This window comes from Polynucleobacter sp. 86C-FISCH (assembly GCF_018882415.1).
In the GTDB taxonomy this organism is placed as follows: Bacteria; Pseudomonadota; Gammaproteobacteria; order Burkholderiales; family Burkholderiaceae; genus Polynucleobacter.
On the sequence record NZ_JACVOL010000001.1, the window covers coordinates 1,090,883 to 1,105,710 of the forward strand.

The following is a 14,828-nucleotide window of genomic DNA, read 5'->3' on the forward strand; positions in this document are numbered from 1 at the left end:
CCAAAAGTAAATATGTTGATTTTAGAAAATACCTTCGCTAATTCAGCTTTCATGAGTGATGAAGGCTATCAAGCACCAAGCCGATTCCTCATTTTAGGTTTGGGTGAATCTGGTGTCGCCATGGCTAAGTGGTGCTTGCGTAATGGTGCAGAGGTCCGTCTCGCCGACACTCGTGAGCAATCATCATTAAGTGAGCGTCAGAATGCTTGGTTGCAAGAGCTTCACATTGCGGGTCTAAAAGATACCTGTTTTGGACCTTTGAGTGATGACTTACTCAAAGGAATTGATGTGATTGGTATCAGCCCAGGGCTTTCTCCGGTGCAAGATCCAACATATTCTTTCTTGGTAAAGGCTGAGGAAGCTGAAATCGACGTGTGGAGCGAAATTGAATTTTTTGCTCGTGCAATTTCTGCTTTAGGTCGCATGGCTCAGGCACAAGAGTCTAGCTATGAGGCTGCGGTATTGGCAGTCACTGGTACTAATGGCAAAACAACGACTACTGCACTAACGGGTCAACTCTGTGAGCGCGCCGGCAAGAAAGTTGCTGTTGCGGGAAATATCAGCCCTGCCGCTTTAGAAAAATTAATGAGCTGCTTAGACTTGGCAGATCAAATTGTCGACATGCCTGATGTTTGGGTGTTGGAGTTATCCAGTTTCCAGCTGGTTTATACCCACACCTTAAATGCAACAGCAGCAACTGTGTTGAATATTACCCAAGACCATTTGGATTGGCATGGGGATATGCAGGCTTATGCAGATGCTAAGTCAAGAATATTTGGCACCGATACAGTGTGCATCCTGAATCGTGATGACTCTCTTGTAATGGGCTTGCTTTCTGAAGAGCAGAGAGCAGAGAAATCTATTGTGACTTTTGGGTCCAATCGTCCAGATGAGCAAGGCGCATTTGGTATTGAGCATGACTTGCGTGCTGGCGGTATTGATTGGCTGGTGTGGGCTGAAGTAGATGAGGATGTGGAGCCTAAGCCTAAACGTCGTCGTAAGTCTGCAGTTGTTGAGGATGATGAGCCATTACGATTGAAGCGCCTCATTCCAGCTGATGCATTAAGAATTCGTGGTCGTCACAACGCCTTAAATGCCTTAGCTGCGCTTGCCTTAGCACGTGCTGCCAATTTGCCAATGAACTTGTTATTGCATGGTTTACGTGATTACCATGGCGAGCCTCATCGAGTACAAAGCATTGCGATTGTTAAAGACGTTGAGTATGTGGACGATAGTAAAGGCACTAATGTGGGCGCCACTGTTGCCGCATTAAATGGTTTGGGTAATAACGAATTAGGTAAACGTATTTGGTTAATTGCTGGTGGAGATGGTAAGGGGCAGGATTTCAGCCCACTTCGTGAACCAGCTTTGCGTTTTGTAAAGGGCGCCTTCGTGATTGGCAAAGATGGTGTTGCCATTGGCGAATCATTAGGCGCTGGAATACCCGTTACTAATTGCGGTGACTTAGTGACTGCAGTCCAGGCTGTAGCTGCACAGGCAATATCCGGTGACATAGTGCTGTTATCTCCAGCTTGCGCTAGCTTAGATCAGTTCCGCGACTATAAAGAACGTGCTCAAGTATTTGCTGCAGAAGTCGAAGAGTTGGGAATGCGCTTTGAAGGGGTCCAGGCATGAACTTAAAAGAGAAATTCTTTCCCGAAAACCGTCTTGGATTAAATCGTTTCTGGAATTTTTCTAGAGGCGGAATCGATAACTTCCGTACTGGCTTGCGAGATGCGGTATCTGGCGTAGAGCAAACTCGTTCGCGCATGATGGAGTATGACCAGTTGCTTGTTTGGGCAATTTTGTCCCTCATGTTGATTGGTCTAGTGATGGTGTATTCAGCTTCCATTACTTTGGCTGATGGACCTAAGTATGCGAACTACAGTAGCAACTTTTTCTTGATCCGCCATATGATTTCTTTGGCGATTGCTATTGGAGTGGGGATTTGGGCTTTCAAGATTCCTACAAAGGTGTGGGATCGTTATTCACCAGTTATTTTTGGATTTACCGTTTTACTGCTTATCGCGGTACTCATTCCTGGTGTCGGTAAAGGCGTGAATGGAGCTAAGCGTTGGATTCCCCTTGGCTTGATGAACTTCCAGCCTTCCGAGTTAATGAAATTTGCTGCAGTGATCTTTGCGGCAAGCTATACAGTGCAACGTCAAGAGTATCTCCATTCCTTTGTGAAGGGCATGCTACCTATGGGTATTGCAGTTGCCTTGGTTGGTGGCTTGCTGATGGCTGAGCCGGATATGGGTGCATTCGTAGTGGTTGCATTGATTGCATTTGGCATTCTCTTTTTGGGCGGTATCAACGCTAAATTATTTGGTGGTTTGATTGCAGTTGGCTTGATGAGCGGTGCAACGATGATTGCGCTCTCACCATTCCGTCGTGGACGTATGTTGGCATTTATGGATCCATGGCAAGTAGATAACGCAGCCAATAAGGGGTATCAATTAACCCATTCACTCATGGCTTTTGGACGTGGCGAATGGTTTGGTACAGGCCTTGGCGGTAGCGTAGAAAAATTACATTACTTGCCTGAAGCCCATACCGATTTCATCATGGCAGTGATCGGTGAAGAGCTTGGTTTTGTTGGTGTAGTCGTGATGATCTTCTTGTTCTACTGGATCGTACGTCGCGCATTCTTAATCGGACGCACCGCATTGCAATTAGATCGTAGCTTTGCAGGACTTGCTGCTAAGGGTGTGGCTATTTGGATTGGTTGGCAGGCCTTTATTAATATGGGTGTGAACCTTGGGCTGTTACCAACTAAAGGTTTGACTTTGCCATTGGTGAGTTATGGTGGTTCTGGTATTTTGATGAATGCTGTTGCGATGGCAATGCTATTGCGCATTGATTTTGAAAATCGCATTCTGATGCGTGGAGGGAAGCTTTGACAAAACCCTCAATTCTTGTAATGGCTGGTGGTACTGGTGGGCACATCTTCCCAGGCCTAGCTGTCGCTGAATACTTGCGGATTTGTGGTTGGAATGTCTCTTGGTTGGGTAATCAAGCGGGCATGGAGTATCGCCTCGTGAAGTCTTGTGACTTTCCATTTGAGGCGGTTGATTTTGGCGGCTTGCGTGGGAAAGGTTTAAAGACCAAACTCATGTTGCCAATTAATTTGATGCGTGCATGCATTCAGAGTTGGAAAATCATGCGTCGCGTTAAGCCGAACGTTGTTTTAGGTATGGGTGGTTACATTACTTTCCCGGGTGGCTTAGTCACTAAATTATTGAAGCGTCCATTGGTTTTGCATGAATCAAATTCAGTTGCTGGTAGCGCCAATATTGCGCTAAGCAAAATCGCCATGCGAACTTTGACTGGATTCCCCAATACGATGGCAAATGCAGAGTGGGTTGGTAATCCGATTCGTGAAGAATTTGACCATATGCTTGCGCCTGCAGAGCGTTATGAGCAGCGTCAAGGGCCTTTATCTATTTTGGTTGTCGGCGGGAGCTTGGGAGCTGCAGCCTTAAATGAAAATATTCCAGCTGCTTTGGCGTTGATTCCAGCAGGGTCTCGTCCTAAGGTTATTCATCAAGCCGGCGATAAGCATTTGGCAGATCTAGAAAAGCGTTATGCCGATCTGGGTGTCGCGGCAGATATTCGTCCATTTATTGACGACATGCCAGCTGCGTATTCACAGGCAGATTTAGTGATTTGTCGTTCTGGTGCGATGACTGTTTCTGAAATAGCCGCTTGTGGAGTTGCTTCTTGCCTTATTCCTTTCCCATTTGCGATTGATGATCATCAAACCGCTAATGCACAGTTTTTATCTAGTGCAGACGCAGCAGTTTTATTGCCGCAGCCCTTACTCAATCCGCAAGATTTAGCAATGATGATTCAAAACCTGAATCGCAAAGAATTAAAAGAAATGGCGCTGAGAGCCCATGCCTTGGCTAAACCAAATGCGACCCAGCGAGTGGCTGAAGTGTGTGCAGATTGTGCGGGAGTAGGCAAATGAAGCATATCGTTCAGCAAATTCACTTTATCGGTATCGGTGGCGCTGGTATGAGCGGCATTGCTGAGGTGCTTTTGAACTTGGGATATCAGGTTTCAGGATCAGATCTTGCTGAGGGCGCTGTTACTAAGCGCCTGAAGGAGTTGGGTGCCGTGATTCATATTGGTCATGACCCTAAAAATATTGGCACTGCTGAGGCAGTAGTCATTTCAACAGCAGTTGCTGGAAACAATCCTGAAGTTTTGGCTGCGCGTGCTGCAAAGATTCCAGTCATTCAGCGTGCTGTGATGTTGGGTGAGTTAATGCGCTTAAAGCAGGGTATTGCGATTGCTGGCACCCATGGAAAAACAACGACCACTAGTTTGGTCGCATCAGTATTGGCTGAAGGTGGTCTAGATCCTACGTTTGTAATTGGCGGAAAACTCAATTCTGCAAACGCCAATGCGCGTTTAGGGCGTGGTGACTTCATCGTTGTTGAGGCTGATGAATCCGATGCTTCTTTCTTGCAATTATTTCCAGCAATGGAAGTTGTCACCAATATCGATGCAGATCATATGGATACCTATCAGCACGATATGGCGCGCTTAAAGCAAGCATTTGTACAGTTTATTCAGCGTATGCCGTTTTATGGTGTGGCAGTGCTTTGTATTGATGATGCAAATGTGCGCGACATCATTCCATTTGTATCCCAGCCGATATTGCGCTACGGCCTATCTGAGGATGCCGATATCCGCGCAAGTAATGTGCGCGCAGATGGCACACAGATGCATTTCACGGTTGATCGTCGCACTGTCCGCAGACATGGCAATAAGCCTGGTCCACTTAATGTCACGCTGAACTTGCCTGGATTACACAACGTGCGTAATGCCTTGGCTGCAATTGGTATCGCTACAGAGCTGGGTGTGGGTGACGAGGCCATCACCAAGGCTCTCTCGGAATTTAGCGGTGTTGGTCGTCGCTTCCAGCGTTATGGAGAGATTCCGCTGGCATCAGGTGGCAGCTTTACTTTGATTGATGATTACGGTCATCACCCAGTAGAGATGGCAGCAACTTTAGCTGCCGCTCGCGGCGCTTATCCAGATCGCCGTTTGGTTCTGGCATTCCAGCCACATCGCTTTACAAGAACGCGCGATTGTTTTGGTGAATTTGTACAAGTCCTTAGAAGCTTTGATGCGTTGGTATTGACTGATGTCTATCCAGCCGGTGAGGCAAAAATTCCAGGGGCAGATGGCAAGAGTTTGATGAAGGCTGCAATAGCTGAAGATAAGAATTCAAAAGCCTTATTAAATTCAGGCGCAGTTGCTTACGCTGCAAATATTGCAGAGATGCCAGAAAAATTGAGTCAAGTTTTAAAAGATGGGGATGTATTAATTACGATGGGTGCAGGATCAATTTCTGCTTTGCCACATACATTGTCGGAGGCAAAGCATGTTTAATGTCGGTGCGAATTTGAGCTCCTGGGGCGATCGCGTGAAGTCCAGCTTGGCTGGTATGGATCTTAAGTCTTTAGGCCGTGTTGGAGTATTGCTTGGCGGCAAATCAGGTGAGCGAGAAATTTCACTCATGTCAGGCAATGGCGTTTTGGAAGCGCTGCGTTCAAAAGGCGTTGATGCCCACGCTTTTGATACTGGTTTGCGCTGCCCAACTGAACTAGCCAAAGAAAATTTTGATCGCATTTTCATTTCCTTGCATGGTCGCTTTGGTGAAGATGGAACTATTCAAGGGCTGCTGGAGTTATTAGGTTTGCCTTATACCGGTAGTGCTGTATTGGCTTCCGCTTTAGCAATCGACAAGATTGTCACCAAGCAAGTCTGGATTAGCAATGGACTGGCGACTCCTGAGTATGAAGAGTTGACCGCAACAAGTGATTGGAATGCAGTCGTTCAACATTTAGGCTTGCCATTAATTGTGAAGCCTGCGCATGAAGGCTCCTCTTTAGGTTTAACCAAAGTTAAATCAGTCGAAGAATTGCCGGCTGCTTACAAGCTTGCCGCTGGTTTAGATAAAAAAGTAATTGCAGAAACCTGCATTATTGGTGATGAACTCACTTGCCCATTGGTCGGCCAGGGCAAAACAGCAGAAGCGTTACCCGTAATCAAAATTATTCCGCCACAAGCAAATTACGATTTTCATAATAAGTACTTCTCTGATGAAACTCAGTACCTATGCCCAACAGGGCTTGCGCCAGAGGTGAATGCTGCCGTGCAGGAATTAGCCTTGGCGGCTTACAAGGCTTTGGGTTGCCGGACTTGGGGTCGCGCTGATGTGATGCTGGAGCAAAAAACTGGCAAACCTTATTTGCTAGAAATGAATACTTCTCCGGGCATGACTTCTCATTCGTTGGTACCAATGGCCGCTAAGGCAGCAGGTATTGAGTATGCGGATTTGGTTCTTTGGTTATTGGGCCAAACACTGCAGCAAAAAGAGGGTGCTCATGCATGAGTAACTTCATGGACCGCTTCGGTGAAATTTTCTCTATGTTGATGGCTCCACTTTGGAATCACTCAGATCGCATGGAGAAGCTGAGTCGTTTCTTGATACGTTGCTTCATAGTGATGCTAGTAATTGGTATTTTGGTTTGGCTTAGTCAGCGTCCAGTATTTGCTTTGAAGCAAATACAAATTGAGCCAGTTGCAGGACAAACGCTAAAACACATTAAGAAGCCTATCGTGAAGCAGCAGGTTCTTGAAACAGTACAGGGTAATTTCTTTAGTGTTCGTCTAGAGGATGTAAAGCGTGGCTTTGAGAGCATGCCTTGGGTTCGACATGCCAATGTACGCCGTGTCTGGCCCAATGGATTGGTCGTCAGCATTGAAGAACAGAAACCATTTGGTACATGGGGTGGTGCTGAGAGTCACACTTTAATGAATACCCATGGGGAGCTATTTGCTGGACGAGTCTCTGAAGTGGGTGACGACATCCGTCTGGTTGACTTCTCTGGCCCCGCAGATTCAGGCAAAGAAGTGATGAGTCTTTATGAAAAAGCAAATAGCTGGTTTAAACCTTGGGGTGCAGAAGTAACTAGTCTTGCCTTAACGGAGCGCTACGCATGGAACGTCAGACTTTCAAATGGTATGAGAGTCGAGTTTGGGCGCGATGAAGAAAGCTCCGATAAAAATTTAACCGAAGAGCGTGTAGCGAGATTATTTAAATATTGGCCCCAAGTACAAGAGAAGTGGGCTAATCGAATTGATGCAATTGATTTGCGATATGCAAATGGTTTTGCGGTTCATCTTGCCTCTGCAAGTTTGAAGAAGAATGATGTAGATGGCAAAAAAAGCGAGCTGAAGCAATGAGGAATGGCAATGAGTAAAGACAATCGTGATGTGTTGGTTGGGTTAGATATTGGTACATCCAAGGTTGTTGCCTTGGTTGCTGAATTAGCTCCTGATGGTCAATTCAATGTAGTTGGCGTTGGTCAAACTGCATCCAAAGGCTTGAAGAAGGGCGTTGTAGTCAATATTGAGGCGACAGTTCAATCGATTCAAAAGGCGCTTGAAGAGGCCGAGGTGATGGCGGATCGCCAGATCGTTCAGGTATTTACGGGCATTGCTGGTAACCATATTGTGAGTTTTAACTCGAGCGGCATGGTGGCAATACGCGACAAAGAAGTTGGCGCTGGTGATGTGGAGCGCGTGCTCGAGACTGCCAAGGCCATCAATATTCCAACCGATCAGCAGATTTTGCACATCCTTGTTCAGGAATTCATTATTGATGGACAGGAAGATGTGCGCGAGCCGATTGGTATGAGCGGTCTTCGCTTAGAGGTGAAGGTACACATTGTTACTGGCGCTGTAAGTGCAGCACAAAACATTGTGAAGTGCGTACGTCGCTGTGGTCTTGAAGTAAACGATTTGATTTTGCAACCTTTGGCATCAAGTTTGGCAGTGCTCACTGAGGATGAGAAAGAGTTGGGTGTGGTGTTGGTGGATATCGGTGGCGGAACTACTGATATTGCAATTTACTGCCAAGGTTCTATTCGTCATACCGCAGTAATTCCAATTGCAGGCGATCAAATTACTAATGACATTGCAATGGCTTTGCGTACACCAACAATTGATGCGGAAGATTTGAAGATTGCACATGGCATTGCTCGTCAAGACATGGCAGATCCCACTGCGATGATTGATGTTCCTGGTGTGGGCGATCGTGAGCCACGTCCGATGTCTAAGCAAGCATTGGCAGCGGTGATTGAGCCACGTGTTGAAGAGTTATTTACGCTCGTGCGAGGTGTAGTTCGCGACTCCGGTTACGAAGACATGGTTTCTTCAGGAATTGTTTTAACAGGTGGCACTGCGCTCATGCCTGGCATGGTGGAGTTGGCTGAGCAAGTCTTTTTAAGACCAGCCCGCATCGGCACGCCTGAGTACCGTGGCCATTTACATGAAGTTTTGCGTAGTCCCAGATATGCCACCAGCATTGGTTTGCTGATGGAAGGTCAAGCGCAGTTATTGCGCGGCCGTCGTGTTTCTCAATCAGGCGCGTTGCAAGGAGTTATCTCGCGCATGAAGGAATGGTTTGCAGGAAATTTTTAAGTTTTTTTCGTCGTCGTCAATGTAGTACGTTTTTTACCTAGGAGGGTATATGGAATTTGAAATGTTAGATCAAGAAACAGCCGGCAAGACCATTATTAAAGTGGTTGGAGTTGGTGGCGCTGGTGGTAATGCTGTCCAGCACATGATCCGTCGCGGTGTTAACGGCGTAGAGTTTATTTGCATGAACACCGATGCTGGCGCTTTACAGCGTTCTGAGGCATCTGTGAATTTGCAACTGGGCTCTAGCGGATTGGGTGCAGGGGCTAAACCAGAAATCGGTGCTGCGTCTGCTGAAGAAGCGCGTGCCCGCATTGCTGATACCTTGCAAGGCGCACATATGGTGTTCATCACTGCTGGTATGGGTGGCGGCACTGGAACTGGTGCAGCTCCAATCGTTGCTCAAGTAGCAAAAGAAATGGGCATCCTCACTGTTGGCGTGATCAGTAAGCCATTTGATTTTGAGGGTGTGAAGCGTTTGAAGGTTGCTGAGAACGGTGCTGCAGAACTCGAGTCATATGTAGATTCACTCATTGTTGTGCTCAATGAAAAACTCTTTGAAGTAATGGGTGAAGATGCTGAGTTCGACAAAGCATTTGCTTGCGCTGATGACGTATTGCATAACGCGGTTTCAGGCATCGCAGAAATCATTAATGTTCAAGGTTTGATTAACGTTGACTTTGAAGACGTTAAGACAGTCATGGGCGAGCAAGGCAAAGCCATGATGGGAACGGCAACTGTTTCTGGTATGGATCGTGCACGCTTGGCTGCTGAAGCTGCGGTGGCATCACCATTGTTAGAGGGTGTTGATCTTTCAGGTGCACGCGGTGTATTGGTCAACATTACTGCTAGCCGTTCATTGAAGTTGTCTGAGACTCGTGAAGTAATGGCTGCGATTCGCGGCTACGCTGCAGATGACGCAACAGTGATCTTCGGTACCGTATATGACGAGAGCTTAGGTGACGCCTTACGTGTGACTGTGGTTGCTACTGGTTTGAATAATCCTCAAGCTCGTAAAAATAACCAGCCTGAAGTAGTTTGGAGACAAGCTACTGGTACTCACGATGCCATGCCAACAATGGCTGATCTCAATAGTTTCGCCCCTGCAAGCCCATCTGCTGCAATGAGCAAGGTAAGTATGGATTCCGCTTTGGGAACTAGCGCAGGTTTGGCAATGACTGGTGTTGGTAGTGCTCCAGCGATGGCAGCACAGCCAGCAAGCACTGGTGTTGATTACAGCCAATACGATTTACCACGCGTTTTTCGTAGCTCTCGTGAAGCGACTCCTGCGCCTACATTAGGTGCAGATAGCTCTCCGCAAGCTAAATCCATGTTGGACAAAGGGGCTGATTACTATGAAATCCCAGCCTTTTTGCGTAAGCAAGCAGATTAATTGACTGCTTAATACAATAGGTAATTGCAAAATGCCAGCGCGGCGCCCCTCCGGACGACGAATCCCGCGCTTGCGTTGGCATGCTTACTAACAATTATTTATTGGAGATGTCATGATTGCTGTTGGACAAAAATTACCGAACGCTACTCTTTATGAATTTATGAATGAAGAGACCGAGGGCTGCTCCTTGGGGCCAAATGCCTTTGAAGTTGAGAAGTTAGCTGCCGGTAAAAAGATCGTACTTTTCGCATTGCCAGGTGCATTTACGCCTACTTGTTCTGCTAAGCATGTGCCTGGATATGTTGAGCACTTTGATGCGATTAAAGCTAAAGGTGTTGATGAGATTTGGTGTGTTTCTGTAAATGATCCATTTGTGATGGGTGCATGGGGGCGCGATCAAAAAGTAGGTAAGAAGATTCGCATGCTCGGTGACGGTAGTGCAGAGTTCACCAAAAAGCTCGGATTAGAATTGGATTTAACTGCTCGTGGATTTGGTGTGCGATCTGACCGTTATGCCATGATTATTGAAGACGGCGTTGTGAAGTCACTTGATCGCGAAGCTCCTGGCAAGTTTGAAGTAAGTGATGCAGCTTCTATTTTGAAAAAGCTGTAATCGGAATTTACTAACGAATATCTCCTGAATTTAGATACCCACATATGATGAAGCAACGCACTATCGCAACTCCGGTAAAAACCGTGGGGATTGGCTTGCACTCTGGCCGCAAGGTGACGATTTCTATCAAGCCTGCGCCAGTGAATTCAGGGGTTCAGTTTGTTAGGGTGGATACGCCTGAGCAGTCAGTTGTTCCCGCAACTGCCTTGGCGGTTTGCGATACAAGACTAGCCTCTGTAATTCAGAAAGATGGTGTACGTGTTTCAACTGTAGAGCATTTGTTATCCGCTTGTGCTGGGCTAGGTTTGGATAATTTATTAATTGAACTTGATGGCGAAGAAGTTCCCATCATGGATGGCAGCGCTGCTTCATTTTTGTTTTTAATTGAATCAGCGGGTATTGCCGAGCAAGAGGCGCCACGTCAATTTGTCGTGATTAAAAAACCAGTTGAGGTTCGTGAAGGCGATAAGCTTGCGTGCTTAGAACCATTCTTTGGATTTAAGTTGGACTTTACGATTGACTTTAAACATCCAGCCGTAGATAAAACTGGACAACGTTTTGTAGTGGATTTTGCAGAACACGCTTATCGCAGTGAAATTGGTCGCGCACGTACTTTTGGTTTTGCTCACGAAGTGGAAGCATTGCGTGAAATGGGTTTGGCACGTGGCGGCAGTTTAGATAACGCGATTGTTTTAGATGAGCACCGCATTTTGAATAACGAAGAACTTCGTTATGAAGATGAGTTTGTGCGTCACAAAATCTTAGATGCGATTGGTGATCTCTACCTCATTGGTCACCCAATTGTGGGCGCTTATGTTGCTGAAAAGTCAGGGCATGCCCTCAATAACGCACTTTTGCGTAAGCTTTTGGAAGATCCAAGCTCTTACGAAATTAGCTCCTTTGCTGAAAATAAGGCTCCTGAAGCCTATTCCCAAGAAAGCCAACCCCTCTTTTTCTAAGAAGCTCGAAACAATCTTCGAAGCTGTCTTTTAGCCTACTTCGGCTTGTTTTTGAGTAGTTTCTCGATAGATGAGCGCAGGCCTGATTCTGGCCCTAATTTCTCCAAAAGAGACTCCCAAGACTTTTTAGCTGCCTCATTTAAGCCTTTTGGCTTTTCCCGTTCGGCTGGTCTGGCTTTTACCTCCCAGACTGGTGGGGCTGGTTTAACCCGAACCATTATTGCGCTACATACTAAGCCAGAATTAGCTAACTCTTTGATTAGACTAGGTAAAATTTGCTGTAAGCGACTAGCAATGCTGGCACTGTTCACCAGTAAAAAGAGCTCATCTTTTGAGCCAGAGCGCCAGCCAGCTTCAATTTTTGAGCTGAGGTGACCTAAATCCAGGGTAGAAAGTGCTGAGTGGATCCGCCCCTTCAGTTTTGCCAGATCCTCTGTTTTAGCCAAAATCCCCCCAAGCCCATCGGATTCTCGTAGGTAATCCATCCAGTCATGGGCTGTGTGCTTGCGGGATGATTTAGGGGTGAAGTTCATAAAAAATGGGGTTGCGGGTGATAAACTCAAGGACTTAATTTTCTTCAATATCCCATGGTAATCGGTCTTCTTAAAACCCTGGTCGGCAGTCGTAACGACCGCCTCTTAAAACAGTATCGCAAAGTCGTTGCTAAGGTCGGCGCTTTTGAGGCGAGCCTGCAATCTTTGGATGATGCTGCACTTGCCGCAAAAACTGCTGAATTCAAGTCTCGCTTAGCTTCTGGTGAGTCGTTGGATGACATTGCCGCAGAAGCATTTGCTGTTGTTCGTGAGGCTAGTGCCCGCGTCATGAAGATGCGTCACTTCGATGCCCAGATTTTAGGTGGTTTAGCCTTGCATCAAGGCAAGATTGCTGAGATGGGTACTGGTGAAGGAAAAACCTTAACCGCTACTCTGCCAGTCTATTTGAATGCGCTGACTGGTAAGGGTGTGCACGTTGTAACAGTCAATGATTATTTGGCGCAGCGTGATGCCGAATGGATGGCTAAGCTATATAACTTCTTAGGTATGAAGGTGGGCGTGAATTTATCCCAGATGGATCACACTACCAAGCAAGAAGCTTATGCCGCAGATATTACCTACGGTACAAATAACGAATTTGGTTTTGATTACTTACGTGACAACATGGTTCAGGATTTGGGCCAGCGTGTACAGCGTGGTTTAGCTTACGCAATCGTTGACGAAGTTGACTCCATTCTGATTGATGAGGCGCGCACACCGTTAATCATCTCCGGTCAGGCGGAAGATCATACCGATCTTTACATCAAGATTAATGCTCTGCCATCTCACTTAGGGCGTCAAATTGGCGAAGAGAAGGCGGATGGTACTGGCGTTGAAAAGCCGGGCGACTACTGGGTAGATGAGAAATCCCAGCAGGTTTATCTGACAGAGCAAGGGCACGATAAAGCTGAGCAAGTATTAGTTCAGTTAGGCGCGCTTAATGATGGCGATTCCCTTTATGCGCCACAAAACATTACTTTGATGCATCACGTGTATGCGGCTCTGCGTGCACATTCTTTGTATCACCGTGATCAACATTATGTTGTTCAAAATGGCGAAGTGATCATTGTTGATGAATTCACTGGTCGTTTGATGCAGGGACGTCGTTGGTCTGATGGTTTGCATCAAGCCGTGGAAGCTAAAGAAGGCGTACAGATTCAAAATGAGAATCAAACTTTAGCTACGATCACTTTCCAAAATTATTTCCGCATGTACGGCAAGTTAGCTGGTATGACTGGTACTGCTGATACAGAGGCTTACGAATTTAAGGAAATTTACAACCTAGAAACAGTTGTGATTCCTCCAAACCGGATTAGTCAAAGAAAAGATAAGCAAGATCAAATCTATAAGTCTTCTCGTGAGCGCTATGATGCGGTCATTAAGGATATTCAAGATTGTTATGAGCGTGGTCAGCCAGTACTAGTTGGTACTACCTCAATTGAGAACTCTGAGTTGATCGCGCAACTGCTAGATCAACGTAAATTGCCGCACCAAGTATTGAACGCAAAGCAGCATGCTCGTGAAGCGGAAATTATTGCTCAAGCAGGGCGTCCAAAAATGATCACGATTGCTACTAATATGGCTGGTCGTGGTACTGACATTGTGTTGGGTGGCAACGTTGGCAAGCAATCTTCGTTGATTGAGGCGGATAGCTCTCTTTCCGATGCTGAAAAAGCATCCAAAATTAAGCAATTGCAGGATGAGTGGCAAAGTATTCATGATGCAGTTCTTGCGTCAGGTGGATTGCACATCATCGGTACAGAGCGTCATGAGAGCCGTCGTATTGATAACCAGTTAAGAGGCCGCTCAGGCCGTCAGGGTGATCCAGGTTCCTCCCGCTTCTATCTTTCATTAGATGATGCGCTGCTTCGTATCTTTGCAGGCGATCGTTTACGCGCTGTAATGGATCGACTGAAGATGCCAGACGGCGAGCCGATTGAAGCTGGCATGGTGACTCGTTCTATTGAGTCTGCGCAGCGCAAAGTTGAGGGTCGTAACTTTGATATTCGCAAACAGTTGCTCGAATATGACAACGTTGCCAATGATCAGCGTAAAGAAACCTATCGCCTCAGAAACGAAGTGCTTGAGAGCAGCGATATTGGCGATTTAATTGCCAATTTACGTGAAGACGTATTGCGTTCAGTTTGTTCGGTTTATGTGCCCCTGGAGTCTATGGAAGAGCAGTGGGATCTCACTGGGTTGGAGAATGCACTAGCTAGCGAGTGGGGTCTTACGGTTGATCTAAAGGGTTGGGTTGAAGCGGCCGATAGCATAGATGATTCTGAAATTGTTGAGCGTGTATTGCAGGCTGCTAAAGAAGCTTACGATGCAAAAGTAGATCTTTCCGGTCGAGAATCTTTTGCTAGTTTTGAGCGTTCAGTTCTGTTGTATAGCTTAGATAGTCATTGGCGTGAGCACTTAGCTGCTTTAGACCATTTGCGTCAAGGCATTCATTTACGTGGCTATGCCCAAAAAGATCCTAAGCAAGAATATCGTCGTGAGGCTTTCGAGTTATATGGTGAGTTGCTTAACGTCATTAAGAATGATGTTGTTAAAAGCATCATGACAGTTCAGATTCGTAGTGCAAGCGAGTTAGATCAAGCCTCTGAATCGATGAATGATGATTTGGCTAAGCTATCCGATGTTCAGTATCAGCACGCTGATCCAGAAAAAGAAGTTGCAGGATCAACCGGTGATCGCGGGGCGCCGATTGATATTCAGCCGGCACCTCTTCGCACTGGACCAAAGGTGGGGCGCAATGATCCTTGTCCATGCGGTAGTGGCAAAAAATATAAGAACTGCTGCGGTGCATTAGCCTAATCGGTATT

The 14,828-nt window shown here is 46.4% G+C and carries 12 protein-coding genes; 11 read left to right on the top strand and 1 reads right to left on the bottom strand.

What is annotated here, in order from left to right:
* Nucleotides 1-51: 51 nt before the first annotated feature.
* The 10 genes from murD (at nt 52) to lpxC (ending at nt 11,467) form a co-directional block, all read left to right on the top strand.
* Nucleotides 52-1,635: a UDP-N-acetylmuramoyl-L-alanine--D-glutamate ligase gene (gene murD, locus ICN10_RS05475; protein ID WP_216215200.1), complete on the top strand. Its 1,584-nt coding sequence runs from the start codon at nt 52-54 to the stop codon at nt 1,633-1,635.
* Nucleotides 1,632-2,903, top strand: coding sequence for a putative lipid II flippase FtsW (gene ftsW / locus ICN10_RS05480; protein WP_068320291.1), 1,272 nt, complete (start codon nt 1,632-1,634; stop codon nt 2,901-2,903). Before murD ends, ftsW begins: the two co-directional genes overlap by 4 nt.
* Nucleotides 2,900-3,973, top strand: a complete 1,074-nt coding sequence (murG, locus tag ICN10_RS05485) for an undecaprenyldiphospho-muramoylpentapeptide beta-N-acetylglucosaminyltransferase (protein WP_216213442.1) — start codon at nt 2,900-2,902, stop codon at nt 3,971-3,973. Before ftsW ends, murG begins: the two co-directional genes overlap by 4 nt.
* Complete coding sequence (gene murC, locus ICN10_RS05490; protein ID WP_216213445.1) at nt 3,970-5,406, top strand: UDP-N-acetylmuramate--L-alanine ligase; 1,437 nt, start codon at nt 3,970-3,972, stop codon at nt 5,404-5,406. The genes murG and murC overlap by 4 nt, the downstream gene beginning before the upstream one ends.
* 55 nt (nt 5,407-5,461) lie before the next feature.
* Nucleotides 5,462-6,412, top strand: coding sequence for a D-alanine--D-alanine ligase (locus tag ICN10_RS05495; protein WP_216215203.1), 951 nt, complete (start codon nt 5,462-5,464; stop codon nt 6,410-6,412).
* Nucleotides 6,409-7,266: a cell division protein FtsQ/DivIB gene (locus ICN10_RS05500; protein WP_216213448.1), complete on the top strand. Its 858-nt coding sequence runs from the start codon at nt 6,409-6,411 to the stop codon at nt 7,264-7,266. Before ICN10_RS05495 ends, ICN10_RS05500 begins: the two co-directional genes overlap by 4 nt.
* 9 nt (nt 7,267-7,275) lie before the next feature.
* The gene (gene ftsA / locus ICN10_RS05505) at nt 7,276-8,505 is read left to right on the top strand and encodes a cell division protein FtsA (RefSeq protein WP_216213451.1); all 1,230 of its coding nucleotides are present in this window, start codon (nt 7,276-7,278) and stop codon (nt 8,503-8,505) included.
* Between the two features lie 49 nt (nt 8,506-8,554).
* Nucleotides 8,555-9,895 carry a cell division protein FtsZ gene (gene ftsZ, locus ICN10_RS05510; RefSeq protein WP_216213453.1) on the top strand — a complete coding sequence of 447 codons (1,341 nt, stop codon included), beginning with the start codon at nt 8,555-8,557 and terminating at the stop codon, nt 9,893-9,895.
* Nucleotides 9,896-10,007: 112 nt separating this feature from the next.
* A complete protein-coding gene (locus ICN10_RS05515) occupies nt 10,008-10,508 on the top strand; it encodes a peroxiredoxin (RefSeq protein ID WP_068320303.1) in 501 nt (166 codons plus the stop codon).
* A gap of 44 nt (nt 10,509-10,552) precedes the next feature.
* Entirely contained in the window at nt 10,553-11,467 is a 915-nt protein-coding gene (gene lpxC / locus ICN10_RS05520; RefSeq protein WP_216213457.1) for a UDP-3-O-acyl-N-acetylglucosamine deacetylase, read from the top strand.
* Between the two features lie 35 nt (nt 11,468-11,502).
* On the opposite strand, the gene ICN10_RS05525 is transcribed toward lpxC, so the two are convergent.
* Entirely contained in the window at nt 11,503-12,030 is a 528-nt protein-coding gene (locus tag ICN10_RS05525) for a hypothetical protein (protein WP_255536817.1), read from the bottom strand.
* Between the two features lie 24 nt (nt 12,031-12,054).
* Here ICN10_RS05525 and secA point away from each other — a divergent pair, with 24 nt between their 5' ends.
* Nucleotides 12,055-14,820, top strand: coding sequence for a preprotein translocase subunit SecA (gene secA / locus ICN10_RS05530; protein WP_216213461.1), 2,766 nt, complete (start codon nt 12,055-12,057; stop codon nt 14,818-14,820).
* The last annotated feature ends 8 nt before the right edge of the window (nt 14,821-14,828 follow it).

Coding starts and splice junctions, on each gene's coding strand:
- murD (WP_216215200.1), top strand. CDS start 52: ATGAGTGATGAAGGCTATCAAGCACCAAGCCGATTCCTCATTTTAGGT.
- ICN10_RS05500 (WP_216213448.1), top strand. CDS start 6,409: ATGAGTAACTTCATGGACCGCTTCGGTGAAATTTTCTCTATGTTGATG.
- ICN10_RS05495 (WP_216215203.1), top strand. CDS start 5,462: ATGGATCTTAAGTCTTTAGGCCGTGTTGGAGTATTGCTTGGCGGCAAA.
- ftsA (WP_216213451.1), top strand. CDS start 7,276: ATGAGTAAAGACAATCGTGATGTGTTGGTTGGGTTAGATATTGGTACA.
- murC (WP_216213445.1), top strand. CDS start 3,970: ATGAAGCATATCGTTCAGCAAATTCACTTTATCGGTATCGGTGGCGCT.
- secA (WP_216213461.1), top strand. CDS start 12,055: ATGGTAATCGGTCTTCTTAAAACCCTGGTCGGCAGTCGTAACGACCGC.
- ftsZ (WP_216213453.1), top strand. CDS start 8,555: ATGGAATTTGAAATGTTAGATCAAGAAACAGCCGGCAAGACCATTATT.
- ICN10_RS05515 (WP_068320303.1), top strand. CDS start 10,008: ATGATTGCTGTTGGACAAAAATTACCGAACGCTACTCTTTATGAATTT.
- lpxC (WP_216213457.1), top strand. CDS start 10,553: ATGATGAAGCAACGCACTATCGCAACTCCGGTAAAAACCGTGGGGATT.
- ftsW (WP_068320291.1), top strand. CDS start 1,632: ATGAACTTAAAAGAGAAATTCTTTCCCGAAAACCGTCTTGGATTAAAT.